Raw genomic sequence first — 26,049 nt, 5'->3', positions numbered from 1 at the left:
CAGATTACAACCGGATTTTGAAAGCGGGATCTCCCATCATTCGTTAGCCTCACCCGCCACGCAGCGCTGCGTCTCTAATTTGGTGGGTATATGAACAAAGATGCCGATATTGCACCGGATCAAAGCAGATTGCGATCATTGCGGTGCTTCTTTCTCCTAAGCATCTTCTTTGCGGCAACTGGGCGCAATGCCTACTATGTCGGGACAATCTGGATACTTGCGGCGTCAGACAACAATGCCGGCTTCATTGCCCTATTCCTAGCCCTGGGCAGCATCTCCGAGTTTTTGGCGAGCGCGCCGGCTGGATATCTCGTCGACTGCTTCGATCGCCGGATGCTCTGTACGGTAGCCGATGTGAGCAGGATCGTGGTCGTGCTGACGACATCTGCAGCGCTCATCCTGTACAGCTCCTACTACGCGCTGTGCGGTTCGGTGATTTTCTATGCAATGGCCGACCGGCTGTATCTAGCGGCCTCTTCGGCAATCGTGCCTTCTATTACGCGGCTAGAGCGCCTAGTAGCCCTCAATTCACTGGCGTACGTCGCCATGCAGGCGGGCAACATGCTGGCAGCGATCGCGGCCGGTTGGCTTCTCAGTGCCGCGCCTTGGGCGTCGTGCTTCCTCTTAGCCGCTGTCACGTTTGCGATTTCGATGCTAAGCATGCCCCGTAGCGCGGACCACATCCGAACGCTTCCGGTTGACTATCGCCGTCCTGTGCAAGCGTCATTGAAGGCGTGCGAAGGCGAGGGCACAAGCCGCCTGCCGCCGCTTCTGATTGTCAGCTATGTATTGATCTACGCCATGGGCATGCTGATCAGCGCGCTCATATCGAAGTTCGTGCTCCAGGAGCTGCAAGGGACTTCGCTGGAGTTCGGCACGCTGGAATTCTGCTGGGCCGCCGGTGCGATCATCAGCATGCTTATCTTGACGCTCAGGCGATTCAGCAAAGCCGATGGCCGCTTTATCCCGATCATCGTCCTTTTGTGTGGCTCCGCCATGGCAGTCTTCTATCCAGCGCGGAATCTCGGCGTTGCCTACGCATTGATGGCGATTCTCGGCGCTGGCTATAACTTGTCGCGGGTGCTGATTGATGTCGAGATACAGAGGCTCGTATCAGGCGCGAAGCTGGGACGAGCAAAGGGTTGGATGCATGCTGCCTGCATGGGCTTCAGCCTCATTCTCTATGCAGGTCTCGCCGGTGCCGGGGACGCGCTCGGTCCGTCGGCAGCGTTCCTTGCTTTTGGAAGCGGAATGATCGCCTGTGTTGCCGCCGGCTATGCACTGACCTTCGCGAAATCAAGAACCTCATCACGTCGGGGACTGCCGTCATGCCTGGACCAATAAATGATATCGCCCCACAGCTTAACAAGCACGCCGTATTGGAATTAATCGGTGCCCTGTTTCCGTGGATCGCCGAGTTCCGACAACAAAGTCTGGCGGACTATGCTCGAACTGTGTTCGACGCCGAACCGCATGCAAGCAGTTCCGATGTCCGGTGCCACGCCGTGGAGCTTCTCCAGCGATGTATCCTCAGGGCGGCCGGGAATTGGGGATTTTCGGATCGCCGGGCCCGTTCCATCGCCGTGGAAATCGGCAATGCCCCTGTCATGCAATCCGGCCCGCACCTGCATTTGCTGATCGAGCCGGACGCCTATTACACGCATCTCTTCAGCCTGATGGGTCTAAAGGCGCATCGTCGTTCGGCTTACGTCTCCTATGCCGTATCGACAGTCAAATTCGTTGAACGCGGTCGAAAAGGACCCGGTTGGCTGAAACTCGGCGGCGAGGCGATCAACCTCTTCGGATTGAGTCGGAGTCAGATGATTCCCTACAGCATTCTCGCGCAAAACGGCCCCTATCGCTTCATCCTTAAAAACTTTGATCGCACCGATGGCGATGGAGAGCTTGTCGAGCGGCTGCGGTCGATACTCCCGCAACATGAGTTCTCGTCCGCCGCGCTCGCGATCAAGCAGGCCAATGCCTTCCTTTGGAAGCAATACTTTGATGCAGATATCGACTTCCTGCAGATCGATGATGACGATGTGGCCGATCTTGTGGTCGAACATCTTCAGGATGGCACCTCCTGGCTGGCCCGAAACCTGTTTGGAGATCGCCGCTTCGTGCAAGTTCTGCTTGCCTCCGTGGAGGTCCTTGCTGAGGGCCCCTGGCAAGACTGGTTAAAGAATACCACCGACTTGTTCTGGGGCAGCGATCGCGGCCATCTCTTTCCGCTGCGGGTGGCAGGTTCCCGGCTTGAAGCAAGAGGAGCGGAGGCTTTTTCGCTTGAATTCGCAGCGGATGCAATCATCGAGGCGCTGCAGGAGCGCAAGATCATCCCGAATCTTCTTTTAATGTTCATCGTCACAGCGATATTGCCGGGCGTGCGTGTACTCGGCGGCAGCCGACACACCGTCTACTACCCCCTTATGCGCTTTGCCGTGTGCCGTGCACTCGCTATGAACGGTGATCACGAACTATGCACCGTGATTGCTGCCGACCGAAAGCCCAGCATCTGGGGACATCGCGTACTGTTGGATAATGTCGAGCCCTTCCGCGAACTCAATTTGCTGGGGCCAGGCAATATCCAGGCGGCACTGAGGAAATATGGTAGCCTTTCGCTTGACGAGGCTTGCGGGACGCTCGAAAGTTTCGTTGGCGATCCCTTATGGGCCTATCTCAAGGCTCGTTATAATGAAGGCACCGTAAGCGCGAACGATCCCGAGTGGGCGTTTGCAAAATAATCTCAATTCGTGAGATCAAGCCTTCGGCTTCCTCCCGGCCTTCATCGGCTGCGGCTTATCTCCTGCCGACGGCTCCGAAAAGAGTTGCGAGACATCGATTGATAGCGCGTTCGCAAGCCGATCCAGCAAATCAATAGAGATATTGTATTGTCCTCTCTCCAGGTCACTGATCACGGTCCGATCCACACGCGCGTCCACCGCAAGGTTTTCTTGCGTGAGCTTTTGCGCTGACCTGTAATGTCGCAGATTCCACGCGATGCGCGCACGAGTTTCCATGCGCAATGGGCAACATCTTGCATAGCCTTAATCCATGGAATATATCCGACATATTGTCTTTTCAGCTCCAAGTTCGGAGCATTTGGCACTCCTGCTGCTCCCTAGTGATGTTGCGAGCGGCCTCTCTCAGATAAGGGCAAACGCGATGCATGATCGGGTAGAAAAGCGGTTTGCTAACAGCGCTCGGACTAGGGTCTTTCGGGCCGAAGAGCAGAGCAGCCAAGCATCGCATCCGGTCGATATCCATGTAGGGCAGCAGCTTCGCATCAGACGGATTCATTCCAACCTGTCGCAAACCGAACTCGGTGAGAAGGTTGGCTTGAGCTATCAGCAGGTTCAGAAATACGAGAGTGGCAAGAACCGCATCAGCGCATCGATGCTCTATGAGATTGCAAGCGAACTTAACGTTCCGGTTGGCTGTTTTTTCGACGGGCTGCCGCGACCGGGATCAGGGGAGGGGGTGACTATCGCTCCCGACGCAGATGAGCGCATTGCATATCTCGCCACCGCAGAAGGGCGCCGCTTTGTCGAGGAAATGCTTCGCCTGCCGCCAAAGCTCAGGACGCGGACACTGGCCGTAATCAGGGCGATCGCAGGAGATGAAAACAACGGCGAGGGCGGTTGAACCGATCCTTCAGAGAAGTCGCTTCCGTGCGCAATTTAAGCTCTGGCACGAGCTTCCTGTCGATTAATGTTTGTGCCTCGTCCATAACCTGCCGATGCGGTTACGCTTGGCCGAGTATCGATTAGAGCCTCATGCACCTTGGCGCGGAAGCATTCGTCATGGGCTTCCGGATCGGCAGTCAAGCCAACCGGCAAGCCGCCCTCCTTGGCGACACGGGTCAGGAAGATTCGAACGGCATCCGAAACGGACAAGCCGAAATTGGCTAGAGTTTCGGTGGCGTCGGCTTTTAGTTTTTCATCGACTCGAGTGTGCAGCATGGATGTGTGCGGGCATTGCCAGTGCTCATGATCTCCGCATCCATCCATTTATTTATCTCAATTGAGATACATTCAAAAGTTTACAGCTTGTAACGCCTCGATCTCTGTGAAGTATCTTAAAGGTAAGGGACTGGGTTGCCATTCCGCTGAAGATTGGATTGGTTTTAGCCTCAAGAAATTTGAATTCTGCCAATCACGCCATTGCGCTCAATCCGCGTGCCAAATACGGACGAACGTTCGGCTAGGTCGTCGATGATCTGCTCGCCGGTTTTTCCGTAAGCAGCCACGGGAACGTACCGCTCATGAAAATCCAGGTCTTTGATCCTATCCTCACCACCAAGTACCACAGGTAAAAGATCAATCTGCAAGGACCCCGCCGGATCGTATTCGCATGTGGCGACGACACTCTTCCAGACGTCGGGCAAGCTCCATTCGGTTTCCCCCTTTTCGGTATGAAAGATGAAATTCCCAAGGCCGAAGAAGATCGGGGCGCGTTTGTAGATCTCGATCGGTTGCAGGACTGGGGTCCCGTGGCTGACAAAGGCACGGGCACCGGCATCAATACAGGCATGGGCGAATGCCCTGACCCATTCGGGAACGTCGCGCCAATTCGGCTCCCAGTGATGGTGATGCAGATATGCGATGACGAACTGTCCATCGGAGCTGGCCCTTGCGATTGCTGCCAACTGACTTGAAGCGCTGTCGGGATCAATCGCAACGACACGGCGGTTTGTGTTGGCGCGCCTGAAGATCGTGCCGTAGAAGTCGATTTCCTTCTCGTCGTCGAGGGTCGGGGAGTCGTCGGGCTGCGCATAGTTTGCGCGTTCGAGCTTCGAACTTTGAAACGTCGTCTGAATCGTTTCCAGCATATCGAATGCGGCCTGATCCGCCTCGAAAATCCTGGTCACCTCCAATCGGTTCACACCCGGTCTGGATGGACGACGGTAGCCTGCGTTTTCAGCATACATGGTTCGCGGCCCCGGTCCGCCATCCATCGCCACTAGCGCGATGACCCGATCCCCGAACGCAGCCATGCCCGGTGATACGGCGTGATCGCGATCAAGGCCGATACCAGCGTGAAGGAAGCCTCGGCCGCGAACCTCCTCAAGCGTCGACAGAATGCCCTGTGGACCGAGGTCGAAGGCATGGTTGTTTGCAAGCGCTAGGGCGTTGAACCCCGCTTGTTTCAGAGCGTCGAGAACATAAGGGTCGGAGTAGCCGAAATATGACCCCTTCATAGGCGATCCGCCATGCCGTCCCAGGATGGTTCCTTCGAAGTTGGTGAAGGCAACATCAGCGGTTTTCAGGGTTTCGACGATTTGGAGAAAGCCGGGATCGGTGCACGTCCTGATGTCGTGATGAATGAGCGATTGACCGGTCAAGGCCACGGTAAAGGTGGAGGGCATCGTCTACCTGCAAAGTTCGATTTCTATTCAGTCGCCGGTTGAATATCGGGCGCCTGGGGCGGTGTTCTCGGTCATTTAGCTACCGGCCCGCCTCATGGCGCAGCGGACGGAGAAATATCGATCCCGAACCACTTCAGGCTGAGGCTCTTCAGTGTCCCGTCGCTGATGCAGTCGTTGATGGCCTTGTCGAAGCTCGCGAGCAGATCAGTATCGTACTTGCGAATGCCGACTCCGACACCGGGACCCCACAGGCCGCCGGACAATTCAGGACCGTAGAAGGCTGCAGACTCGCCGTCCTTGCTGTCGAGAAAGGTCTTCCATGTGAAATAGTCGGCAAGGCCGCCATCGATACGACCAGCTGCAAGATCCAGATGGAGATTGTCCTGGGTGTCGTAGCTACGGATCGTCGCCACTTTGCCGAAGAGCTCGCCGAGGACCGCTTCCGAGTTCGAAGATCTCAACACGCCGAGTGTCTTGCCGGAAAGCGCCAATTGCAACTGCTCAAGGACCGACTGCTCCGCACCTCCGATGTTTGTCAAATTGATCTTGGCCTTGGTGTCGGTTGCCGGGAGTTTAAGATCCTTACGCATCACCAGCTGGTTGAAGCCGCCGGCATAGGGGCGCGTGAAGGCAATCGATCTCTTGCGCTTTTCGGTGATTGCCATGCCGGACATGATCGCATCGAACTTACCGACCGTCAGCGCCGGGATCATCCCATCCCAATCCTGAGCGACAAACTTGCATTCGACCGCGATGCGTCGGCACAGTTCGTTGCCGACGTCGATGTCATAGCCGACGAGCTTTCCTTCCGTATCGATCATATCCCAGGGCGGAGAGGCACCCTCGGTCGCTATCGTCAGCACCTTGCGTTCCATGGCCTGGGTGCCGGACTGGCTGAGAACGATAGCGATGAAGGATGCGAGGAGAACGGATTTATACATTGGCTGTTTCCCTTATTATAGTGAGTGAGTGGAGGGGCTGGTGCGAGTTCGTCTTCCCATCGCCTTCCGCAGGCGAGAGAGCCACCAGGCGAGCGGATAAACGGCCGCGTTCTTTGAAGCGCTGTTGGATGAGCGAGCCAGGCGCGTCTCCAGGAATCGGAAGACTATCGAAACCGCGAAGTTGACGAGCAGATAGAGGAGGCCTGCCGCCAGGAAGACCTCGTAGGGAGCGAATGTCTCTGAAACCATCCGGCGCGCCAGTCCCGTGATCTCCAGCAGCGTGACGGTGCTTGCCAAGGAGCTGGCCTTGACCAAGCCGATGACCTCGTTCGCATAGGAGGGAAGTACCATCCTGAATGCCAATGGGAATATGATCAGCCGTATCTGCATGAACCGGGACAGGCCGAGGGCCTTTGCGGCTTCGACAACGCCGCGCGGCACAGCCAATATGCCGGCCTTAATCACTTCGGTCGTATAGGCAGTGCTGTTCAGCGAGAATGCGATAAGGGCGCACCAGAAGGGCTCGCGCAGCACAGGCCACAGGAGGCTCACTCGGACGATCGATAGCTGGCTGAGGCCGTAGTAGACGAGAAAGAGCTGCACCAGCAATGGTGTGCCACGGAACACGTACGTATATGCCAGTACCGATGCAGAGAGCGTTCTGTTGGGCGATGCGCGAAGAAGGCTGAGCGGCACCGACAGAAAGAAGCTGATCACGAGCGACAGAAGCGTGAGTGAAAGGGTGAGGAAAACACCGTGCACCAGCACGGAAATACTTTCGACGATCAGACCGAGGTCCATGCTCAACCTCCCTCAGTGCCCAGGAATCTGGATGCGTCGCTCCAGCACGCGAAACGACGCGAGCGAAAGGCTGGTTAGGGCGAGATAAAGCGCGGAGGCCATAAGGTAGAAGGGAAGGGGAGCCCTCATCGATCCCGCGCCGATAAAGGCCACGCGCATGATGTCCGTCAGTCCGATGACCGAGACGAGGGAGGTATCCTTCACAAGTGAAATCCAGAGATTGCCATAAGCGGGCAGGGCGACGCGCATCATCTGCGGCAGGATCACGAAGTTCCAGATCTGCCATGGTTTGAGCCCGAGACTGCGCGCGGCTTCCGCCTGTCCTCGCGGGATACTGATGATCGCGCCGCGAAAAATCTCCGCGCAATAAGCGCCAAAGACGATCATCAATGCCGCGACGCCGGCGGCAAATGCATTGATTTCGACGTAGCGGCCCGTCAGCGCGGTGATGGCTGCCGTCCCGCCAAAATAGATCACGAGGATGACGAGCAGTTCGGGCAGGCCGCGGACGATTGTCGTATAGGTCTGGCCGAAGAGGGCTGCGACGCGCAGCCTCGACAGTTTGACGATAGCGACAAGTAGACCAAGAAGAGATCCGAGAACGCCGCTCGCGAGCGCAAGTACAACGGTGATCTGGAGGCCATTGAAGAATTGAAGTGCAAAATTGAGCACGCAGGTCCTCTCCTCCTTACATCGGGACGGCGCCGAAATAAGGTCGTCTTATATAGCAATTTAATCACGCTGCGCTCGATACTACCTGAGATAGTATTTTAAATACTTATAATCATAAGTATTAATTGAGCTTGTTTGACATTTATACTTTAAACGCGTGTCGTCAATCTATAAGGTGCTCTTAATTCCGATAAGCGCAGCTTATACCGCGTGCTGCCGCTGGAACTTGGTCGTTGAGAAAGTCGGTGTTTTGGCGCCAAACGAAGGGACGAAAAGATGCTCGCAAAATCCACATCCGGTGTGACGCTTCGACAGCTACAGATTTTTCGCGAGGTCTTGCGCACCGGCTCGGAACGGCTCGCCGCGAAGAACCTGAAAATCACACAGCCGGCCGTCAGCCAGCAGATCAGGCAGCTCGAAGGGGAGGTCGGCCTTGGCTTGTTTGCGCGGGAGAATAATAGACTGGTAGCGACGGATCGTGCCTGGGGTCTATTGAGGCGTGTCGACAGCGCCCTGCAGAGTGTCGACCGGATCGAGAAGTCGATCGCCGCCTTGCGCAACGAGGAGGAGGGCTCCCTGAGCCTGGCAGTCCCCGGAGTTTTCTGCCTGAACGCTATTCCGCGGGCTATCCGGGCTGTCCGCCAGAGTAATCCTCTATCGTTTCAGATTAAGTCGGGGAGCTATCAGCAGATTGCAGAGCACGTCTTGAATGGTCGCGCAGATCTTGGCGTTTCGCGCCTGCCGCTCGATGAGCACGCTTTCGAATGGGTACCTGCAGCTACCGCCAGGAACGTTTGCCTGTTTCAGTCGGGACACCGGCTGGCTGCTAACGAAATAATCACGCCAAAGGATATCGCTGGCGAGGCATTGGTGGACATAGAGCCCCAGTTTGCCTCCCACCAGATGAATATCAATGCCTTGCGATATAGCGGCGTGGAGCCGGATCTGGCCGTGGAGTATGACGCAAACGGCCATGATGTCGGGTTCGTCGCGGCCGGCGTCGGAATTTCGATCGTCAACAGTCTGATCGCCCGGGAATATCGGCAGTTTGGCTTGGAGTTTCGACCCTTCGAACCTGGCGCAGTCTATCATTATGTGGTGTTCTGGCAAAAGGGGCGGCAACTCACTAGCGGCATGAAAAAAACGATCGACGAGTTGCTCCTCGCTCTCCAAGCATCGGTCTGATATGCCTCAAGATCCGGAGCGTGATAACACCCGTACATCCCACGGGAGAACCGGCAAATGCCTGACGGACGAACCGGTACAGCGAGCGGAATTCAGTTGCATGGCATGCCAAGCAACAATTTACAGTTGCTATTCACGCATAAGACGGGTTATGGAACAAATGGTATCCGGCGGTTAGCTTTGTCTAAGTGGTTCTGGACTCGCTCCGGCGATACGAGCAGTGCTCGTTTCAGGAAGAGAAATGTCTGACCACCCGTTTTCGTCTTCGTTCGCTTCGACGGGTACTAATTTCGGCTTCGCTCACTGAGCGCCAGGGCTCAGCATCGGCTGACCAGCAGGCGAAACCATGGCGGGATTTTCATTTTTCTTCTGCAACGCAAAATTTTATGACTGTTTTTTGAAAGAATAACGGGATTGTGACGGTTGAAGAGGAAGCTTCCTGCAACTGTGCCGCGGCATGGTGCTCGTTCTGCTCGGTGGAGCAGCAGCTAGAGCTTTCGCAGCAAGAGCATCGATGCGTGTCGAACCGATGGAGCACGACATGCGGGACATCTCCTCTTTCTTCGAAGAATGCGAACGCGCCCCGCGTTTGAACGAACTTGCCAGTTTCTTCGCCGCTACGGCTGCCGGCCGGTCGGGAAGTCCTGCCAAACAGCCGCAGGTGGACCGGAGGCTGCTTGGCGACAACACACTTCTCGACCGCTTCATCCGCCTGCATGAACAGCGCCGTGGGCCTTTCGACCAGCATTATCTTGCCAGCATTCCCTATCGGCTTGAGGAGGAATGCCGTCTTGGGTGCGCGATCCTCCGATATGCTCAGGACATGCCCGAACCAATCAGTCTATATTCCTTGGGCACGGCCGAAGGTACGATGGCGCGGACGGTTTCGGAGCTGGCGGGAGGCCATGTCGAGAGCCTGTCATGCAGCCCAAATGTCGAAAACCTGCGAAGCTTCATGGCCTACGGCGATCCTCCGCACGCCACGTTTTTTCACGGCCCATTCCATCACCTCACAGGAGATCTTCTCCGTTCGCGACAGGATCTGGCCGGGTTCTCTTCCGGTTTCGACATCATTCTCGAAGACACGACCTTCCAGATGTATTCGCCAAATCGGCCCGACCAGATCGAATTTGTCTCGCAGCATCTGAAGGATGATGGCCTCTTCCTCTTCGTCGAGAAATTCAAAACCACCGATATCGACGACTATCAGCGCCGCGAATTGCAGAAAGACCACGGCTTCAAAGCCCGCTTCTTCGACCCAACCGAAATCATGGCAAAGAAGACGAACGTGCTGACCGTCATGAACCAGAGCGAGGTTACGCTTGCGCAGATGTCGGACGCTGTGAAGCGCTGCTTTCACCAATGCCACGTCACCTGGAACAGCGGGAATTTCTACACCCTCCTGGCGAGCAACAGCCCGAAGAAGATCGAACGGTTCTTGTCCGGCCTGATCGAGCCGGCGATCCCCCGAGAATACGTCTATGCCGATATTCCATATTGCCTTCATTCACAGGCAACTTGAAGGCAGCACCAATCCATCCATGGAGCACCTAACCCACCGAAGCGCTCGGCTTCGCAGTTCAATCACATCCCAATCGCAGGTCGCCTGCCGAAAATCGACGTAGGCGCTGTCGTTTCGGCAAAGCCATCTACGTGCCAGAACACTCCACGGCACGTGATGGTGTGTCCAACGCGCTCATGGAGTAATGGAATGCAGCACTGGCTGGACAGGCTCACGGATCTCACGGCGATCGAGCGAGATGAAACGATTCTCAAAGATGCCCTGGCCGAGCTTGCCGAGCAATCGGGTTTCGGTGCCTATGCATATGTCCACCTCCAGCCGGGCCATATTCTCGCTGTATCGAACTATCATCCCGAATGGCAATCGATCTACATTAAGCGAAAATATTCGACACTGGATCCGGTTGTAAAAAGAGCGAAATCCATCAAGCAAATTTTCACCTGGAGTGCCGAGCAGGAGCGGCCGCGGCTTTCAAAGGCGGAGCGCGCTTTCTTCGGGCACGCCGCCGACTTCAATATACGCTCTGGTGTCACCATTCCCATCAAGACGGCCAGCGGGTCAATGTCGTTGTTCACTCTGGCGTCGGAAAAAGCGACATTAAATGTGGATCGCAACGTCGATGCCGTTGCGGCTGCGGCTGCCGCAGCTCAGCTGCATGCCCGTATTGCCTTCCTCCGGGAAGCGCCGAGCGTAAAGGATCATGGCTATCTTGATTCGAAGGAAGCAACCTATCTCCGATGGATCGCCGTCGGTAAAACGATGGAGGAAGTCGCGGCTTTGGAGGGTGTCAAGTATAACAGTGTCCGCGTGAAGCTCGCAGAAACCAAAAAGCGCTTCAATGTCCACACGACCACGCACCTGACCGCACTCGCAATCCGGAAAAACCTCATCTAATCGCAAATGCCAATTCTTCTGGGACGGTCGGTGGGCAATTGCCGATGCCGATCAATGTGTCGCCGCCGCTCATTCGAGAAATCATGAATCTTTCAAATCCGAGGCGGGTGAAACCTATTTCTCGCGACTACCGATTCCCGAGAGATCAATCCGAATGTCTGCCTTGTTCGGATCGGACGCGGTGCTCTCACGCGAGAGCTCGAAATCGCCTGGTATTGGGTCATTATCGCCGCGCCGGATTTCGTTCTTTGCTGGCATCGGAGCGGTCAATTTCAGGCTACCCGGATCCGGCGCGCGAAACACAGCCGTTCCCTCGAAATATCCAGTCTGCCACGCGATGATCGCATCCTCGAGAATCTGCGGCAGCGCCTCTCTTCCCGTGGGATTCCCATACCATTTCGCGACGATCCGGTAGACTTTGGCAAACAGCGCCGTGCCCACGCGGATATTCTGGCACGCATCAACCAGGTCAGGCTTCAGCTGTCCGGCGTCGACGATGCCAAGGCCGGCGGGATATTGCGTGATACCGACGCGAATGGTGTTTCGGCCGAGGTTCTCGCGGATCAGTGCAAGCGCTTCGTCCGCCGTCGTTGGCCTGGGCACCAAAACGATGCGGTTTCCCGAGCGCACGGTGACCGTAAGCGGATCAAGGGATCCTGCGCGCTCGATGAACTGCATGACGATCGCGGGCTTCAGCCCCGGATCGGCGCATTGCTGAATGAGGGCAGCATCGACCATCTCGGTCACTCCTTATGTGTTGAAGGCCATAACGACAGGCAGCCCGAACAGTCTGCCCCAGGCGGTGACGCTCGCTTTCTGGATCGCAACGATCGAGGTTCCCTTGGTCCACCATCCGTTACCCGTGGCGACGATGGCGTCCGGGGCATGCAGCAGAGACTGCAGGATCGGCCAGAGGATGAGTTGCTCGTAGCAGATCAGCGGCGCGATCTTCTTGCCATCGATTTCGACGACGGGGTTGGTGAAAAAATGTGCATGTGCGCCACCGCTCTGCCCAGTCCATCGTGACCAAGGCTGCCACATAGAGACCGGGACCGGCATACGCTCACGATAGAGGACTCTCGCTTCGCCGGCTGAGATCGCCACCATGAGGTTGTCATAGCCTTGGCGATCGACTAGAGCCGCTCCCGCGATGACGGCCAGGCCGGAACCACGCAGCCCGTCGCGCCAGATACGTTCGATTGTCGGCGTCCAGAAACCCAACGCACTTTCGGGAAACACAACAACACGCCCGCCTTCGCTCGCGGATATCCTAGCTATGGCGATCATGCCACGGTGATGCTCGAGCGACGCATCGCGCCCGAACATCTGGCCCATTTCAAGATCGACACCTCCCCATCCTTCCGGTAGAGCCGGCTCCGTCCACGTTGCGGCGGACCAGAGCCAGAAGCCTCCAAGGCCGATGGTGGCGGCCGGCCAATATCTCGTCGTCATGGCGAGCAGGCCGGCAGCTGTCGCACCGAGGCCCCACCAGCCCCATGCCGGAAACAATACGCCGGCGGCGGTGAGCGGGTGCGCCCATCCAATAATCCCGAATGGCGGTACCGCCATCAGCATCATCGCCAGAAGATAGCGGCCGGCCCGCCATCTTCCTCGATATTTGGTCCAGAGCACCGCATGGACGGCGACGAACGAGAACGAGGCGGCTACCCAGAGCAAGAGGCCTGGCCCGAGATCGGCGGCATAGAAGTTGGCGACACCTTGCGGCAAGCCACGCGATGCGGCCAGGAAATAGCCTGCTGATAGAAAGGCTGCCGTCCAGCGCGACGCCGCCATCGCCCACAGCGCCGGAAACAGAGTAGCAATCGGCAGCGCCAGAACGTTTCCGCTCCAGCCAAGCCAGCCGCAAGCAACGGAGGCCACGACCAGCGAACCGGATCGCCAAAGGTGGAAACTGCGACTACGGATCAAAGGTGAATACCGGTCGCGCCAGGCCGAGAAGACCAGTGTCCGGAACCGGTCCAAAATATCGGGAATCATAGGAGCTCGCAAAGGCTGAATGGAGAAACAGATATCCGGACGGCACGACACCGCCGCGATAGTGATCTAACGGCCGACCCTCGGCGTCCGTCGTGCGGATGCTGGATGATGCGAGAGGATGGCCATCGATGGCGAGGTCGCGGCCAACCTCCACATGCTGACCTGGCAATGCGACAATCGTCTTGATCAAGGGAGCAAAGCCGCCGCTGCATAAGCCTGCGCGAAGGTAGCCGCGCCGTCTTGCACTCTCGAAGAGCGCCGTCGGCGGCGGACATATGAACACCAGATCACCGACCGCGACCGGACGGTGGAGTGCGTTTATGCGCCAGAGTCCGAGCGACTCGCTCGGCGTCAGGTTGAGCCGATAGCCGCCGATTTGAGCGACTGCCGCCCCGCCCACGATAACGCTGCCGGCACCGAGCAGGATCAGACCAATCCGCCGACACCTCATTGCTTCAGCACCGGTGTCTGGCGCTGCGCCTGATGCAGCTCCTCGATCTGCCGTAGGGCCTCCGTCGTGCGTTCATGAGCGGCAAGCTGCTGGGCCGTGCGCATAACCGACCAGGCTTCCTTCAGCCGTTCCTTCTCCTCCGGCCGCATCCCCTCGGAGAGCTTGTCAAAGAGTTTTCCGAAGGGCTCGCGTGCCGAATTGGCCAGAAGCATCCGCTCGCCGAACCGCTCGGAAACGGCCTTGTTGAAGCTGTCGATCTCCTGCTTTGTTTCGCGATTGCTGAGCGCATGTCCAAGAGCGCCCGGCAGATCATTCCGGTCGATCGCATCGCGCACGCGCTCAAGAACAAGACGTGCAGCCGGCGACAAGGCCGGAATGTCGACCGAAACACGCTGACGTAACGCCTGTTCGTCTATCGCCATGCGCCGTGTCGCGTCTTCACGCATCCGGAGATAGGTTTCGAGATCGCGCTTCAGAGCCGGTACATTGGCCTCGGCCACGCGACGGGCTTCCCGTTCCGCTTTGCTTGCCAGAATACCGGTCTTGCCCTTAAGCGGTCCGATCGACGCCGGCTCGGCCTCGAACTTCTGCAGAGCTTTGCCAGCGCTGTCCTTGTCAGCGAGAACAGCGTCGAAATTCATTGCCCGGAACGCGCTTTCGGGGTCTGCAAACACGTAGCGGAAGCGCGTCGAGACTTCCTTCCATTGCCTCTTCAATCCAGGATCGGCATCGAGTTTCTGCGCGACCGCGTCTGCAACGGTGTTCTCGAACCGGGTTATGCCGGCCACCATGGGCATTGTCTCCGCGGATGTTGGTGTTTTCGGGGATTGGCGGACGGCGAGGCGCTCTGTGAACGCGCCAAGGCGTCCCGTTAGGTCTGAGACTTTCGTCTTCTGGTGCAACATCCAGTCCAGCCGGTCACGCAGCAGTGTGCGTGCCACCTTGACGATATGCAGCCCACGGTTCTCGGCGAACTGCAGTGCCTGGCGATAGAGCGTTCCGCGCTCGTAATCGAGGGTGGTCTCCTTGGCATTCCTCCGGGAAAGAACCTTCGTAAGGCCACCATTGAAGCCGAAGGATCGGCGACCGTAGTAGAGCTTGAGATCTTCGCGATGGCGAGTCATCGCCACGTAGGTCAGATGGCGGTCGAGCGACAAGGATGCCAGCACTTTGACATGATCGACGGTCGCTCCTTGAGACTTATGGATGGTTGTCGCGTAGCCGTGATCGAGATTGTTGTAGAACCGCTGCTCGACCGTCACCTGCCGTCGCTGAACTCCCTCGCCCACGACAGCCACGATGCGGTTTTGTGCTGCCTCGATCACATGGCCGATCATGCCGTTCTTGACGCCAAGAGAGCTCTCGTTCTTCAGGAAGACGATCTGGTCGCCCGTGTCGAAGCGGCGTACACCGTCAGCGGTCTTGAAGGCGTGGCCCTCATCCACGATTCCCCGCTCGACGAGTTTTGCCCGCGCCATTTCGTTCAACATCCGCACGTCGCGGCGCAGATGCGCGAGCATCAGCATAGTCTTGCTTTGATCGTAATCCCGGTTCCAGTCAGCGATCAGATTATCGACAGCTTCCGCCTTCAACGTTGATCCCAGCACGTTGCCGTGACCCCGATAGAGGGAGAGCGCCTGATCGACTTTGCCGCGCGCCAGTGCGAGCGAGGCATGCCGCATCCAGTCTTCGCGCTGACGAAAGATCGTTTCGAGTTCGGCGTAACCGATGCGGTCAACAATAGCGCGGAAAGCAGCGCCTGCCTCAATCGGCTGGAGCTGTTCGGGATCACCGACCAGAACGATCTTGGCCCCTGCCCTGACGACGGCATCGACGAAGCCGGCCATTTGCCTCGAGGCAACCATGCCGGCCTCATCCATGACGAAGATCGTTCTCTCGTCGAGCAAGTCGCGGCCTCGACCCCAACGCAGTTCCCAGGAGGCGAGCGTGCGGCTCCGGATGCCGGCATCCTTCTCAAGGCCCTCGGCCGCCTTTCCGGCAAGCGCCCCACCGACAACGCGATAACCGGCCAGTTCCCACGCTTCGCGAGCGGCCTTCATCATCGTGGTCTTGCCGGCGCCGGCGCGTCCAACCACGGCGGCAATCCGGATCGGACCGGCGATCCGCGCGATCGCTGCTTTCTGCTCTTCCGAGAGGCGTTCATGTCGCCGCAATATTGCTTCCAGCACTGCTCCCGAAACAGCGTGCGTCTCCTTTCCCGACAACCACATCGCCTGCCGCGCCATCGTCGCCTCGAGGCGGATCATCTCGCGTGTCGTGTAGCGCGCCGGCACCTTATCGCCGGTGGCAAAATCGATCGTGTCGCGCTGGAGACGCAGGGCTTCGGAGCTTTGGACGATGCGCACCAGCAATTGCTGGAAGACGGCCAGATCATCGACATAGCGAGAGAGCACCTTGGCAATGTCGCGTTCATCGAAAACGCTCTTCTCACGCGTGATCAGGTCGAGCACGATTTCCGGACGACGCAGGATACGACGGAGGTTCTCGCTGCGACGCTGCTCATTGAATTCAATTCGCTCAAGCTCCGGCCGGGCGCCTCGGCTCTCCGCCTTACGCTCGATCGCCTTGGCGCCGACACCGAGATGAATCGTGGGCGTAAGTTCGATGCCCTGCTTCTCATAGGAACGCCCGTCGACCTTGAGATCAATGCCTGCTAGGGCGAGATGATGGTTCAGCCGCTCGAACCATCCGTCACGCAACACATTGAAGTCGTCTGCCGAACCGGCCCAAAGGTGATAAACGATCTTCCCTGCCTTCGTGCGCAGCGGCTGGCCTTCCTCGCCGATGACAGCGACCTTTTTCGCCCCGAACCCATCCCCGGTCAGCGGGCGCAAAGTCGTCATCAGGTGGATGTGTGGATTACCGGGATTGTCGTGATAGACCCAGTCCGCGACCATGCCCTTGGCGATGATATGCGTCTCCACAAAGTCGCGCACGAGTGCGATGTTCTGCTCGGCCGAAAGTTCCAGCGGCAGCGCGATTGTCAAGTCGCGGGCGAACTGAGCATCGGAGCGCTTCTCGAAGGCTTCGACCTTGTTCCAGAAAGCCTCGGAAGCACCGGCCACGGAACGATCCGCGATGAGGATTCGAGCCCATGTTGGCGCATCGGCCGGGAGCAGGAACTCCTCGTGCAGCAGGCCGTCTTTCCGCGTATAGTCGATGGTGCGGGCCTCGCGCTCGTATTCCATTTTCGCGCAATGCCGATAGGCCGCCGACAGCACCGCGCTGCGGCCGTCGCCGCGGCTGACGATGCTGGCTGAGAAGTGGGCGATGGCCACGGCGACGGTAACTCCCGGTTGGAACCTCGTTCGTCGGGAGCTGGCAAGGTCATTTGAGGCCTGAACGCAAGGCGTCGCGTCAGCGACGTATAATTGCGCCCTTGGACCCGCTCCTTCGGATCGGCGGGATGATCCCCCAAAGTGTCGGCCTTGCCGACGTGCAAATCTGCACATTTGCCGAAGAACGCATCCGAGGGAGTGTTGGCGTCGCGAATGCCACGTCAATGACCGAGAGGAGACGCGTCCGGAATGAAGAAGCCGTCATCGAAGATCAGGGAAGAAATCGCAAAGCTGCAGGACCAGCTTAAGGCAGCCGAAACGCGCGAAGCCGAGCGGATTGGACGGATCGCGTTGAAAGCCGGTCTAGGCGAAATCGAGGTGGACGAAGCCGAGCTTCAGGCGGCGTTCGAGGACGTTGCCAACCGGTTTCTTGGAGCCAAGCAAGAGGCCCCACCAAGAAAGACTGCCGGCGACGGCTCGGCCTCCAGCGAAACGCTCTCGCCGGTCACGTCTGGCGCGCATGCGGGCAGCGGTGGCGAAGCTTGAGCGGATGGGCCGGATCTTATCAACGGATGCCCGCAAGAAGGACACGCGCGACAAAATCGAGCTCGGTGGCCTGATCGTGAAGGCAGGTCTGCGCTACGAGAAGCGTGCGCTGCTGCTCGGCCTGCTGATCGACGGGGGTCGCCGCATAAAGAACGACGAACAGGAGCGTGCGCGTCTTGCCGCTTTGGGTGCTGAGGCTTTCGGCAATGACGGTGAATAGAATGCTCCTCGCAGCCCTGCCCGCCGCAATCATGCTGGCAGCGATGATCTTTCTTTCGGGCATCGAGCAATGGCTTGCGGCTTTCGGCAAGACTGCCCAGGCACAGCTGATCTTCGGACGAATCGGCTTGGCATTGCCCTGCGTCATCGCTGCCGTGATCGGCGTGACCTTCCTGTTTGCGGCCAACGGCGCAATCAATATCAAGGCTGCTGGATGGGGCGTGGTTGCGGGCAGTGCGGCTGCGACCGCGATCGCCGTAACGCGCGAAGCAATCCGGCTTGCCGACATTGCCAGCAGCGTGCCGGCCGGACAATCCGTGCTCGCCTATCTCGACCTGGCGACAATGATGGGCGCCTCCACGGTTTTGCTGGCCGGCGGTTTCGCGCTTCGCGTTTCGCTGCGTGGCAATGCTGCCTTCGCCAAACCCATGCCCCGGCGCATCCGCGGCAAGCGCGCCGTTCATGGCGAAGCGGACTGGATGAAGATGAATGAGGCAGCGACCCTGTTTCCGGAGAGCGGTGGCATCGTCATTGGGGAGCGCTATCGGGTCGACCGCGACAGTGTCGCGACAATGTCATTCCGCGCTGGCGATCCCATGACATGGGGCGCCGGCGGCAAGTCGCCGCTGCTCTGCTTCGATGGCTCCTTCGGCTCGTCGCATGGCATCGTCTTTGCCGGCTCCGGCGGTTTCAAGACGACGTCGGTGACGATTCCGACCGCGCTCAAATGGGGCGGCGGCCTCGTCGTGCTGGATCCGTCAAGCGAGGTCGCGCCGATGGTCGTCGATCATCGGCGGAAAGCCGGACGCAAAGTCATCGTGCTCGATCCCACCACACCGGGTATCGGCTTCAACGTGCTGGACTGGATCGGTTGGTATGGCGGCACTGCCGAAGAGGATATTTCCGCGGTTGCGTCGTGGATCATGAGCGATAGCGGTCGCGCAGCCGGCGTGCGTGACGACTTCTTTCGAGCCTCGGGTCTGCAACTGCTGACCGCCATGATCGCCGATGTATGTCTCTCCGGTCATACCGAGCGAGACAGGAGAACATTACGGCTGGTGCGCGCCAATCTGTCCGAGCCGGAACCGAAACTGCGGGCGCGGCTTCAGGAAATCTACGACAATTCGGAATCCGATTTCGTGCGGGAGAATGTCGCCGCCTTCGTGAACATGACGCCTGAAACCTTCTCAGGGGTGTACGCCAACGCCATCAAGGAAACCCACTGGCTTTCCTACCCGAACTATGCGGCCCTCGTCTCCGGCTCAACGTTCCGGGCCGATGAGTTGGCCGACGGTCAAACCGATGTCTTCATCAATATCGACTTGAAGGCGCTGGAAACCCATTCCGGCCTCGCCCGCGTCGTGATCGGTGCACTCCTGAATGCGATCTATAACCGCAATGGCGCAGTGAAGGGGCGCACACTGTTCTTGCTCGATGAAGTGGCCCGGCTCGGTTACATGCGGATATTGGAAACCGCGCGCGACGCGGGCCGGAAGTACGGCATCACATTGGCGATGATTTTCCAGTCGCTTGGTCAGATGCGCGAAGCCTATGGAGGCCGGGACGCCGCAAGCAAATGGTTCGAGAGCACGAGCTGGATTTCGTTTGCCGCGATCAACGATCCCGACACGGCGGACTACATCTCGAAGCGCTGCGGCGATACGACAGTCGAGGTCGATCAGACGAACCGCGCGACGGGCATGAAGGGGTCGTCGCAGTCGCGCTCGAAACAGCTCAGCCGCCGGCCGCTGATCATGCCGCACGAGATACTGCGCATGCGGTCCGACGAACAGATCGTCTTCACATCGGGCAATCCGCCGCTGAGATGCGGGCGTGCGATCTGGTTTCGGCGCGAGGACATGAAAGCCTGTGTCAGGCAGAACAGGTTTCACAAGACTGGAAGGTCCACGCAGAAATAGCAGAGGAAGCGACACGCATGGAATTGCTGTTCACACTGGCAGGATTGATTGCAATCGTGGTGGCACTTTACGTTTTGCGGTCACAGAGGGGAAAGCGTCTTTCGTTCAAGACCAAATGCTTGATCTTCAGCGCGCTCGTATTTTGCATCACAGCATTGTGGTGCGTTGTGTACGGACCGGATCTATGGATCCTGATTCAAGCGGGCGCCATCATCGTCGTCGCAACGCTCGCCGGCCTTCTGTCCTCTCGCAAAGGCTGATCTGCGACGTGCGGTCCCGAGTCGGTCAGCTAAGGATTTGGCCCGCAAACCACGCGGGACCTGAGCGGGCATGATCACGTGTCCAAAGCTCCTGGCAATCCCAGCATCATCCTTCGCGAATCATCACGGATATGAATCGGTCCACGCCGACCGATTCAAAAGTGTCGTTGGACGCGGAATCTACTCTCGGCGATCCTGCCGTCATGATTATGCAGCCCTACCAGCTCTATATCGAGAGAATAGACGCAACGAAAAACATGGCCCGCTACTATGCCATGTCGATCGAGCCGACGCTCTTCGGACAAGCGTGCCTTGTCCGTCGATGGGGCCGCATCGGTGCCAGTGGTCAGAAGCTGGTGCATTATTTCCAGCATGAACAGGAAGCCGTCGACCTCTTCCTCACGCTTCTCAGGCGGAAGCGCTCGCGCGGATACGGCTTGAAACTTCGCTCCAGCCAAACAGTGATCGCCTGATCGGCCACGTCAGGAAGCGTCGCCCTTCGCGACCATGATTGAACCGGAGCGCAGAGCAGCGGCGAAATCAGGCGGCCGCCTTCACATCGAACTCGAAATGCAGCTGGTCATAAGGGAATTCGACGCCGGCGTCCGTCCGGTCCAGGACACCCGCGTTGACCAGTGTCGTCACGTCCTTGTGGACGGCCTGCACATCACGGCCGACGCGGCGGGCGACCTCCCGTATCGCCAACGGCCCCTGTCCTGCCATCGCCTTCACGATGGCCAGCCGTGACGGCGCAAGGACCCGGTGCATGTCGTCATAACTCAGAAAGTTCACCGACGGCGTGGCAGGTACCACGATCCCTTCCAGCACTTTCTGTCCCGCGTTGACAAAGCGGGCCTTGGCGTCGGCAATCGAGCTTAATCTGATGACCAATGTCCTCATGCGAGTATCCTTTCCATGTCCGCCTGAAAGGCGTCGAACAACGCTTCCAGCGTTGTGAATTCTATCGGTTCCTCAAGATCGCCTATATGACGATGATCGCCTTTGCCCCGCTCATTGTCATATCGCATGACGCACTCGCCGTTCACGATCAGCGCCAGACGATATTTGAAGTGATGGCTGCTGCCGGGAACGGGGGTCGGCACATGCCACAGGACCGTCTCGAAAAATGCCGTGTCGCTGAGGGTGGTTCTGGATTTTTCGATCAGCACGGCTTCCATGTTGTTTTCGATAACATCACCTGCTGTTGTTGTCAAGAACAACGGTTCGGGCTTGCGCAGCAGAGTCAGCGCTGGGGCTCGATGCCCCGGCGCTGGCTCCGGAGCATCGATCGCGGGTAGGATCAAGCTCTGCCGTGTGATGACTGGATGACATCTCTGTCGCTCGCCCGAAGAGATTGATTCTCCGGGCGAGTCCGATGGTCGGACGACTGACTCAATCCCACGGAATGACGGCCATCAGGTCATCGTCGTCCTGGCCGGGATAGCGACCAAGATTGGCATTGAGCCTGCCGTGACCGGTGTTGATGGAGAGGCTGTAATAGTCGCCGTCATTCTGGTTCTTCTTCTGCCAGATGCCGCCGATTTCCACGCGTCGTCCCCTCGGGGACTTCGCAAAGAGGCGGAAAACGGGAGCCTTGGGATTTGTGCTGCTAAACGCCTCCCCGGTGATGTCCAGGTCGTAGGAAATCGAAGCGATATTGCCGGTGAGAGTGCCGTTTTCGCCGAAGCGCACGAAGTTTGCGTAGTCAGTCATTGTCAGTCTCCATTGGTTGCGGTTGCCATCCCGAAGGGCAAGCCCCTCGGGCGAAGCCTTCCCGTCTTTCCGGGTGAATGGCCTCTGACATTCCCCGGGACAGAGGGGAGGGCGAAAGCCCGCCCCGCGCCGACGGTTGCTCGGGTCAAGGGGTCGTGGCGGGAAAAAGCGGAAGCTTCGGCCGCAGGCGGAAAGCCGTTTTTTTCCGACGCGACAAGCGGCTTGCCGCGCCTGCCCCTTGATCCGGGCGGCCGGCGATGTCAGGGGCAAAACAAACAGAGCAGACCGGAACGGGCCTCATGGTCGGGTGCGTCAGCAACCCAGTGAATTCAACACCGGGATCGGTGGCGGGGATCGAAGGGACAGCGTGGTGCCAAAAAGAGAAAGTGCGATCGCTCGAAACGAGCGAGATGGACCGGTCAGCGCGAGCGGTCTTCGAGGCATTGCGCAAGTTCCGTAAGATCGCGTTCCACAGGCTCCGGAAAACCCTTCGGCGCTAAATGTGAGCGCGGGTTTCCTTCGCCTGCTCCGCTCGCCTGCGGCTCACTCCGGCCGCGGTCGCGCCGTCCGACGGCACTGCGGCTGGAAAGCGGTTCGGACAGCGCTATGCGCAGACTTGCTCCGATGATCGCGCCGGCGCGATCGGGAAACAATGAAGAGCATCGGAGAAATCAGCATCAGCGCCGGCTGCAGGCCGGGATTTCGGGAATTCTCGACGCGCAGGGAGCGGAACAAGGGCAGCCGCAGGAGCTTCAGCGGAGTTCCCCGCAGCGGAAGCGGGATCGACTGCCCCCGCTCCCTGCGCTCCGCTTTTCATGGGCGGGCGGGGAGTATCGAGGGGTGGGGCGCTAGGGGCACCCCTCGTCCTGGCCCGCGCCGCTCGATGCGGTTCGGGATAGGCAAACCGACGACTAACCACCTGGCCACATCAATATCGGACGGGGCACCGACCGCTGTGATTAAGTACCCCTAATAAATCCCCGCTACGCCTCGATCTTGACCGCAGGTGCCTTCGACATCGACCGGCAGATAACCAGATTTTCAACCATCGTTGCTTTCCTTCGATGTTACGGCCGCCAAAGCGTCGTTTTCATCCTTGGAGAGTGTGATGAGCTTAGCGTCCGTGCGAGTGGCTGAACAGAATGCAAGGCGATCCCGGACGATGCAGGAAAAGCCGCTATCGGTCCAAACCCGAAACCCTTCCGGGATCTCCTCCTCGAACCATCGGTCACCGGCTTCAATGCAGTCGCGAATATTGTTCAGGGTGATGAAAAATGCGCCGCCCCACGATGAGGGGACACGAGCGTGAATTGCGTTGGCCAATGCCATGGGACGAACATGGCCGGTGATTTCCCGCAGATTGGCGATGGCGACAGGGTGCGCGGTGTTCATTGATGCTCTCCGATAGAGTGGTGATGGATAGAAAGCGCCGCAGCGCGGCGGCGCTCTCGCGATCCTGGTCAGGATTTCAGGGCGGCCATCCGTTCGCCGAGCAGCCAAAGTGCCTTGTTGAGCTTGATATCCTGATCGATCCCGTTCACGGCGCGGGATTTCACGCGGCGCGGCCGGCCGAGATCGTCGCGGCCAACACCACGCAATCCGCCCTTGATGGCGTTTTTCTGCACCACGTTCCAGACTGTCCAAAGATCGTCGGCACGGTCGTCATGACGGCGGGGGACGAGTAACTGTTCGGCCTTGATCGGCGTCGTCGTTTCGCCTTCGCTGTCACCAAATCGCAGGACATGAGCGGCGTCCGCCAGAATATCCCTCTCATCTCGGTTCAACCGCAACATTGACCAGTCCTGTGGAGCGGCAAGCGTGCGCTCGGCTTCGCCAAGGACGCGGTATGTGCCTTCGATCACCTTATGCTGCACGTCGCCGGAATGGCGGACCTTAATGGCATCGATGGTGCCGGTCTGCGTCACCAGGGAATTGAGGCAACGGACTCTGAACAGCCCCGCCATCAATTCGTAGGCGCTGGTTCCGTCATTGGCATTCTTGAGGAGGATTTCGCAAACGGTATCGCCAACATTGTAAACCTTGCCGTCATCGGTGCGGCGCAGGCGGATCAGATGCTTGGTGAAGTCGGCCTTTCCCTCTATGCGGCTGCGCGACTGCTTCGCTCCAACCGGCATGAAACCTTCCCGTATGAGAGCACGCAGAACCTCGATCGTGGGAATGGGCTGGAACCGTTCGGATCGGCTTTCATGGGCGGTCACGGCAAAGATTGACGGCGCGATGCGGCGCATTTCGGTTTCGCTCAGTGCCCGGCCAGTGTCGAAACGTGCGGTCTGGGTATAGATGCTCATTATCTCTCTCCAAAGCTTTCCGTTGCCACCCCGAAGGGCAAGCCCCCTCGGGCGAAGCCTCCCCGGTCTTTCCGGGGAATGGCCTCTGACATTCCCCTGGACAGAGAGGGGAGGGCGAAAGCCTGCCCCACGGCGGCGAACTGGACTGTCAAGCGGCGTGGAGCGGAAGGCGGAGCATCTTCACGGGTCCGCTCCGCGGACTGGTGCGGAAGATGGACCGGCTTCACGGGCCGCTTGACCGACCTGGGCGGCGATGTCATGGGGCGAACGAATGGAAGCGGCCCGGAACGGGCCTCTGATCGGCTGCGCCAGCAGCCCGATAGACGAGCAATCGTCAAATGATCGCTCGCGGGCAAGCGTAATCCTGAAAAATGGAGAGCATCGGAGAAATCAGCATGGCGCCGGCCGTTGGCCGGGATTTCGGGAATTCTCGACGCGCAAGGAGCGGATCAAGGGCAGCCGCAGGAGCTTCAACATCGTGGCCCGAAGGGGAAGCGGGACCGACTGCCTCCGCTCCTTGCGCTCCGTTTTTCATGGGCGGGCGGGGAGTTCCGAGGGGTGGGGCGCCAGGGGCACCCCTCGCCCTGTCCCGCGTCGCTTCGATAGCGGCTCGGGCCAGGCAAGCGGCGGAATCGACATTGACATGGCGAGGGCCGGATATGGCCTCCGCCTCGCAATGGTCCGGATTAGAAAAGCCTGAACTGACTGGTCTTTTCGACATCAAAGGAAGGTGCTTTTGGCTCGGCGGATTGCGCACGATCATATTTGGGTGCTACGGCGTTTGACATCGGTGGAGCCCCCTTCCCTTCCCGCTCGACTCCGCAGAGCTTCGCATTCCAGCCGCCCATGACGTGCGCCAATGTATGCCACTCCTCGTGGAACGTCATTGCCAGGCTGTCGCCGACGAGAACCGTTGCAGGGATATGCAAAAGCGAAAACTGGATATACGCCATGTGAACCGCGCGGCGATCGATATCCACGGCGGTGACATGAAGGTGCCGCTGGTAGTTAAAGCCGGCGTCCCGTATGGCCTCTGCCAGCGCGACGATCATAGCGCCGCTTCCAACGGCGGGCTCCTGCGCGATCAGGAAGCCGCGTCTTTCCATGGCCCTGCTGACCTCCTCCTTGCCGCCAGCAACCATGAGTGCCATCATTCGGCAAACGGTGTAGGGTGTGAAGAACTGCCCGCGCGCCTTGTTGTGTAGCTCGAGCGCATGGAACGTCTCCCCGAGGATATCCTGCGGCGCGCCCTCCATCGCCATCGTGACTTCCGCGAGGATGTGCGCAAAGGTCTCAATGGTCTGGCGGTCATAGTTTCGGAGGATTTCGAGATAGCGCGCTTCGCGCCTCTCGAAATGCATGAGATCGACGGCATTGCTCATCGAAATAGCCGCGCATTCACACCAGTCGGAATAGACCGAATAAAGGTCGTGCTTGTAACGGCAGGTCTCGAAAAGTTTGACGATGGTATTGAGGCGGCAATTGTTCATGGGATGGCCTTGAAAGCTTAAGTTGATCCGTGAAGCGGCTTGCTGGTCCTGCAAAGGCAGGGCGCCGCTCCTGCCTTCCGGGGCCGCGAGAGTGGTGGGTTGGAAGGGGAAAACGGACTTCGCGGGGAACCGCCTGCACGGAGCAATGGCGTTGCGGAGGAAGGTGGGCGGAAGGCTGTTTGGGGGAGAGAAGGGCGAAGCCCTCGGCCCCCTGCCCTTCGAAATTGCGACGGAAGGCGTCCGTCAGCGCCCGCCGAGGCTTGACGCCGCGGCGGGCGCTCTCTGCGCTAACGTTCGCGCTCTGCGATATGCTTGATGAAGCTTGGCGGCAGGTCGAAAGCCTTGAGGGCGGCGTTCAAAGTATCCTGTACATCGCTCCAGCTTCATCACCGGCGAGGTAGGCGCGGATGAGCTTGCAGCAGATTTCAGTGGCAAGCGCCGGGTCAGGAGTTTGATCGAATATCG

The 26,049-nt window shown here is 58.7% G+C and carries 26 protein-coding genes and 1 pseudogene; 11 read left to right on the top strand and 16 right to left on the bottom strand.

From position 1 onward, the window contains the following. Positions 1–90 precede the first annotated feature (90 nt). Positions 91–1,344: an MFS transporter gene (locus tag FHX10_RS33315; RefSeq protein ID WP_113231975.1), complete on the top strand. Its 1,254-nt coding sequence runs from the start codon at positions 91–93 to the stop codon at positions 1,342–1,344. After that, entirely contained in the window at positions 1,329–2,741 is a 1,413-nt protein-coding gene (locus FHX10_RS33310; RefSeq protein ID WP_113231976.1) for a hypothetical protein, read from the top strand. The genes FHX10_RS33315 and FHX10_RS33310 overlap by 16 nt, the downstream gene beginning before the upstream one ends. A gap of 15 nt (positions 2,742–2,756) precedes the next feature. Here FHX10_RS33310 and FHX10_RS33305 read toward each other — a convergent pair whose 3' ends face one another. Beyond that, positions 2,757–3,017 carry a helix-turn-helix domain-containing protein gene (locus FHX10_RS33305; protein ID WP_113231977.1) on the bottom strand — a complete coding sequence of 87 codons (261 nt, stop codon included), beginning with the start codon at positions 3,015–3,017 and terminating at the stop codon, positions 2,757–2,759. Positions 3,018–3,162: 145 nt separating this feature from the next. Between FHX10_RS33305 and FHX10_RS33300 the strand changes: the two genes are divergently transcribed. Next, on the top strand, positions 3,163–3,642 hold the full coding sequence (locus tag FHX10_RS33300) for a helix-turn-helix domain-containing protein (protein ID WP_113231978.1): 480 nt from the start codon (positions 3,163–3,165) through the stop codon (positions 3,640–3,642). 52 nt (positions 3,643–3,694) lie between these two features. Here the strand turns inward: FHX10_RS33300 and FHX10_RS33295 are convergent. The 5 genes and pseudogenes from FHX10_RS33295 to FHX10_RS33275 all read right to left on the bottom strand — a co-directional run. Further along, positions 3,695–4,007: pseudogene (locus FHX10_RS33295) on the bottom strand (type II toxin-antitoxin system RelB/DinJ family antitoxin); the annotation flags it as partial. A gap of 122 nt (positions 4,008–4,129) precedes the next feature. Continuing rightward, the gene (locus tag FHX10_RS33290) at positions 4,130–5,365 is read right to left on the bottom strand and encodes a CapA family protein (RefSeq protein WP_113231979.1); all 1,236 of its coding nucleotides are present in this window, start codon (positions 5,363–5,365) and stop codon (positions 4,130–4,132) included. Between the two features lie 92 nt (positions 5,366–5,457). After that, on the bottom strand, positions 5,458–6,306 hold the full coding sequence (locus FHX10_RS33285) for a transporter substrate-binding domain-containing protein (RefSeq protein ID WP_113231980.1): 849 nt from the start codon (positions 6,304–6,306) through the stop codon (positions 5,458–5,460). Between the two features lie 15 nt (positions 6,307–6,321). Beyond that, positions 6,322–7,107, bottom strand: a complete 786-nt coding sequence (locus FHX10_RS33280) for an ABC transporter permease (RefSeq protein ID WP_113231981.1) — start codon at positions 7,105–7,107, stop codon at positions 6,322–6,324. 12 nt (positions 7,108–7,119) lie between these two features. After that, on the bottom strand, positions 7,120–7,779 hold the full coding sequence (locus tag FHX10_RS33275; protein ID WP_113231982.1) for an ABC transporter permease: 660 nt from the start codon (positions 7,777–7,779) through the stop codon (positions 7,120–7,122). 276 nt (positions 7,780–8,055) lie between these two features. On the opposite strand from FHX10_RS33275, the gene FHX10_RS33270 reads away from it, so the two are divergent. From FHX10_RS33270 to traR, 3 genes are all read left to right on the top strand, one after another. Further along, positions 8,056–8,964 (top strand): LysR family transcriptional regulator, encoded by a 909-nt coding sequence (locus FHX10_RS33270; protein ID WP_113231983.1) that lies wholly within the window; start codon positions 8,056–8,058, stop codon positions 8,962–8,964. 541 nt (positions 8,965–9,505) lie between these two features. Then, positions 9,506–10,486 (top strand): class I SAM-dependent methyltransferase, encoded by a 981-nt coding sequence (locus FHX10_RS33265; RefSeq protein WP_113231998.1) that lies wholly within the window; start codon positions 9,506–9,508, stop codon positions 10,484–10,486. A gap of 189 nt (positions 10,487–10,675) precedes the next feature. Beyond that, positions 10,676–11,380, top strand: coding sequence for a transcriptional regulator TraR (gene traR / locus FHX10_RS33260; protein WP_113231984.1), 705 nt, complete (start codon positions 10,676–10,678; stop codon positions 11,378–11,380). A gap of 114 nt (positions 11,381–11,494) precedes the next feature. Here traR and FHX10_RS33255 read toward each other — a convergent pair whose 3' ends face one another. From FHX10_RS33255 to traA, 4 genes are read right to left on the bottom strand one after another with little or no spacing between them, the layout of a single operon-like run. After that, on the bottom strand, positions 11,495–12,118 hold the full coding sequence (locus tag FHX10_RS33255; RefSeq protein WP_113231985.1) for a TraH family protein: 624 nt from the start codon (positions 12,116–12,118) through the stop codon (positions 11,495–11,497). Positions 12,119–12,130: 12 nt separating this feature from the next. Next, entirely contained in the window at positions 12,131–13,378 is a 1,248-nt protein-coding gene (locus FHX10_RS33250) for a conjugal transfer protein TraB (RefSeq protein ID WP_113231986.1), read from the bottom strand. After that, entirely contained in the window at positions 13,299–13,829 is a 531-nt protein-coding gene (gene traF, locus FHX10_RS33245) for a conjugative transfer signal peptidase TraF (protein WP_113231987.1), read from the bottom strand. Before traF ends, FHX10_RS33250 begins: the two co-directional genes overlap by 80 nt. After that, positions 13,826–17,128 (bottom strand): Ti-type conjugative transfer relaxase TraA, encoded by a 3,303-nt coding sequence (gene traA, locus FHX10_RS33240; RefSeq protein WP_184390737.1) that lies wholly within the window; start codon positions 17,126–17,128, stop codon positions 13,826–13,828. Before traA ends, traF begins: the two co-directional genes overlap by 4 nt. 249 nt (positions 17,129–17,377) lie before the next feature. Between traA and traC the strand changes: the two genes are divergently transcribed. From traC to FHX10_RS33215, 5 genes are all read left to right on the top strand, one after another. Then, positions 17,378–17,674, top strand: coding sequence for a conjugal transfer protein TraC (traC, locus tag FHX10_RS33235; protein ID WP_113233707.1), 297 nt, complete (start codon positions 17,378–17,380; stop codon positions 17,672–17,674). Then, a complete protein-coding gene (traD, locus tag FHX10_RS33230) occupies positions 17,649–17,894 on the top strand; it encodes a type IV conjugative transfer system coupling protein TraD (protein WP_409527302.1) in 246 nt (81 codons plus the stop codon). The genes traC and traD overlap by 26 nt, the downstream gene beginning before the upstream one ends. After that, positions 17,881–19,812 carry a Ti-type conjugative transfer system protein TraG gene (gene traG / locus FHX10_RS33225; RefSeq protein WP_113233709.1) on the top strand — a complete coding sequence of 644 codons (1,932 nt, stop codon included), beginning with the start codon at positions 17,881–17,883 and terminating at the stop codon, positions 19,810–19,812. Before traD ends, traG begins: the two co-directional genes overlap by 14 nt. Positions 19,813–19,829: 17 nt before the next feature. Further along, positions 19,830–20,072, top strand: coding sequence for a hypothetical protein (locus FHX10_RS33220; protein ID WP_113233710.1), 243 nt, complete (start codon positions 19,830–19,832; stop codon positions 20,070–20,072). Between the two features lie 203 nt (positions 20,073–20,275). Beyond that, positions 20,276–20,545 (top strand): WGR domain-containing protein, encoded by a 270-nt coding sequence (locus FHX10_RS33215; protein ID WP_312862944.1) that lies wholly within the window; start codon positions 20,276–20,278, stop codon positions 20,543–20,545. 67 nt (positions 20,546–20,612) lie between these two features. On the opposite strand, the gene FHX10_RS33210 is transcribed toward FHX10_RS33215, so the two are convergent. The 6 genes from FHX10_RS33210 to FHX10_RS33185 form a co-directional block, all read right to left on the bottom strand. Further along, entirely contained in the window at positions 20,613–20,972 is a 360-nt protein-coding gene (locus tag FHX10_RS33210) for a transcriptional regulator (RefSeq protein WP_112411207.1), read from the bottom strand. Next, positions 20,969–21,250: a DUF6516 family protein gene (locus tag FHX10_RS33205; RefSeq protein ID WP_113233711.1), complete on the bottom strand. Its 282-nt coding sequence runs from the start codon at positions 21,248–21,250 to the stop codon at positions 20,969–20,971. Before FHX10_RS33205 ends, FHX10_RS33210 begins: the two co-directional genes overlap by 4 nt. Before the next feature lie 214 nt (positions 21,251–21,464). Beyond that, positions 21,465–21,785, bottom strand: a complete 321-nt coding sequence (locus tag FHX10_RS33200; RefSeq protein ID WP_113234042.1) for a DUF736 domain-containing protein — start codon at positions 21,783–21,785, stop codon at positions 21,465–21,467. Positions 21,786–22,826: 1,041 nt separating this feature from the next. Beyond that, on the bottom strand, positions 22,827–23,177 hold the full coding sequence (locus FHX10_RS33195) for a hypothetical protein (RefSeq protein ID WP_113233788.1): 351 nt from the start codon (positions 23,175–23,177) through the stop codon (positions 22,827–22,829). Between the two features lie 68 nt (positions 23,178–23,245). Beyond that, positions 23,246–24,094: a DUF932 domain-containing protein gene (locus tag FHX10_RS33190; RefSeq protein ID WP_113233789.1), complete on the bottom strand. Its 849-nt coding sequence runs from the start codon at positions 24,092–24,094 to the stop codon at positions 23,246–23,248. Positions 24,095–24,780: 686 nt separating this feature from the next. Continuing rightward, entirely contained in the window at positions 24,781–25,638 is an 858-nt protein-coding gene (locus FHX10_RS33185) for a class I SAM-dependent methyltransferase (RefSeq protein ID WP_246781296.1), read from the bottom strand. Positions 25,639–26,049: the final 411 nt, after the last annotated feature.

The sequence above is a fragment of the Rhizobium sp. BK591 genome (assembly GCF_014195045.1).
GTDB classification, from domain to species: domain Bacteria; phylum Pseudomonadota; class Alphaproteobacteria; order Rhizobiales; family Rhizobiaceae; genus Rhizobium; species Rhizobium anhuiense.
Note: the sequence above shows the minus strand (reverse complement) of the source record. Positions and strands in the feature narration are given on the sequence as shown.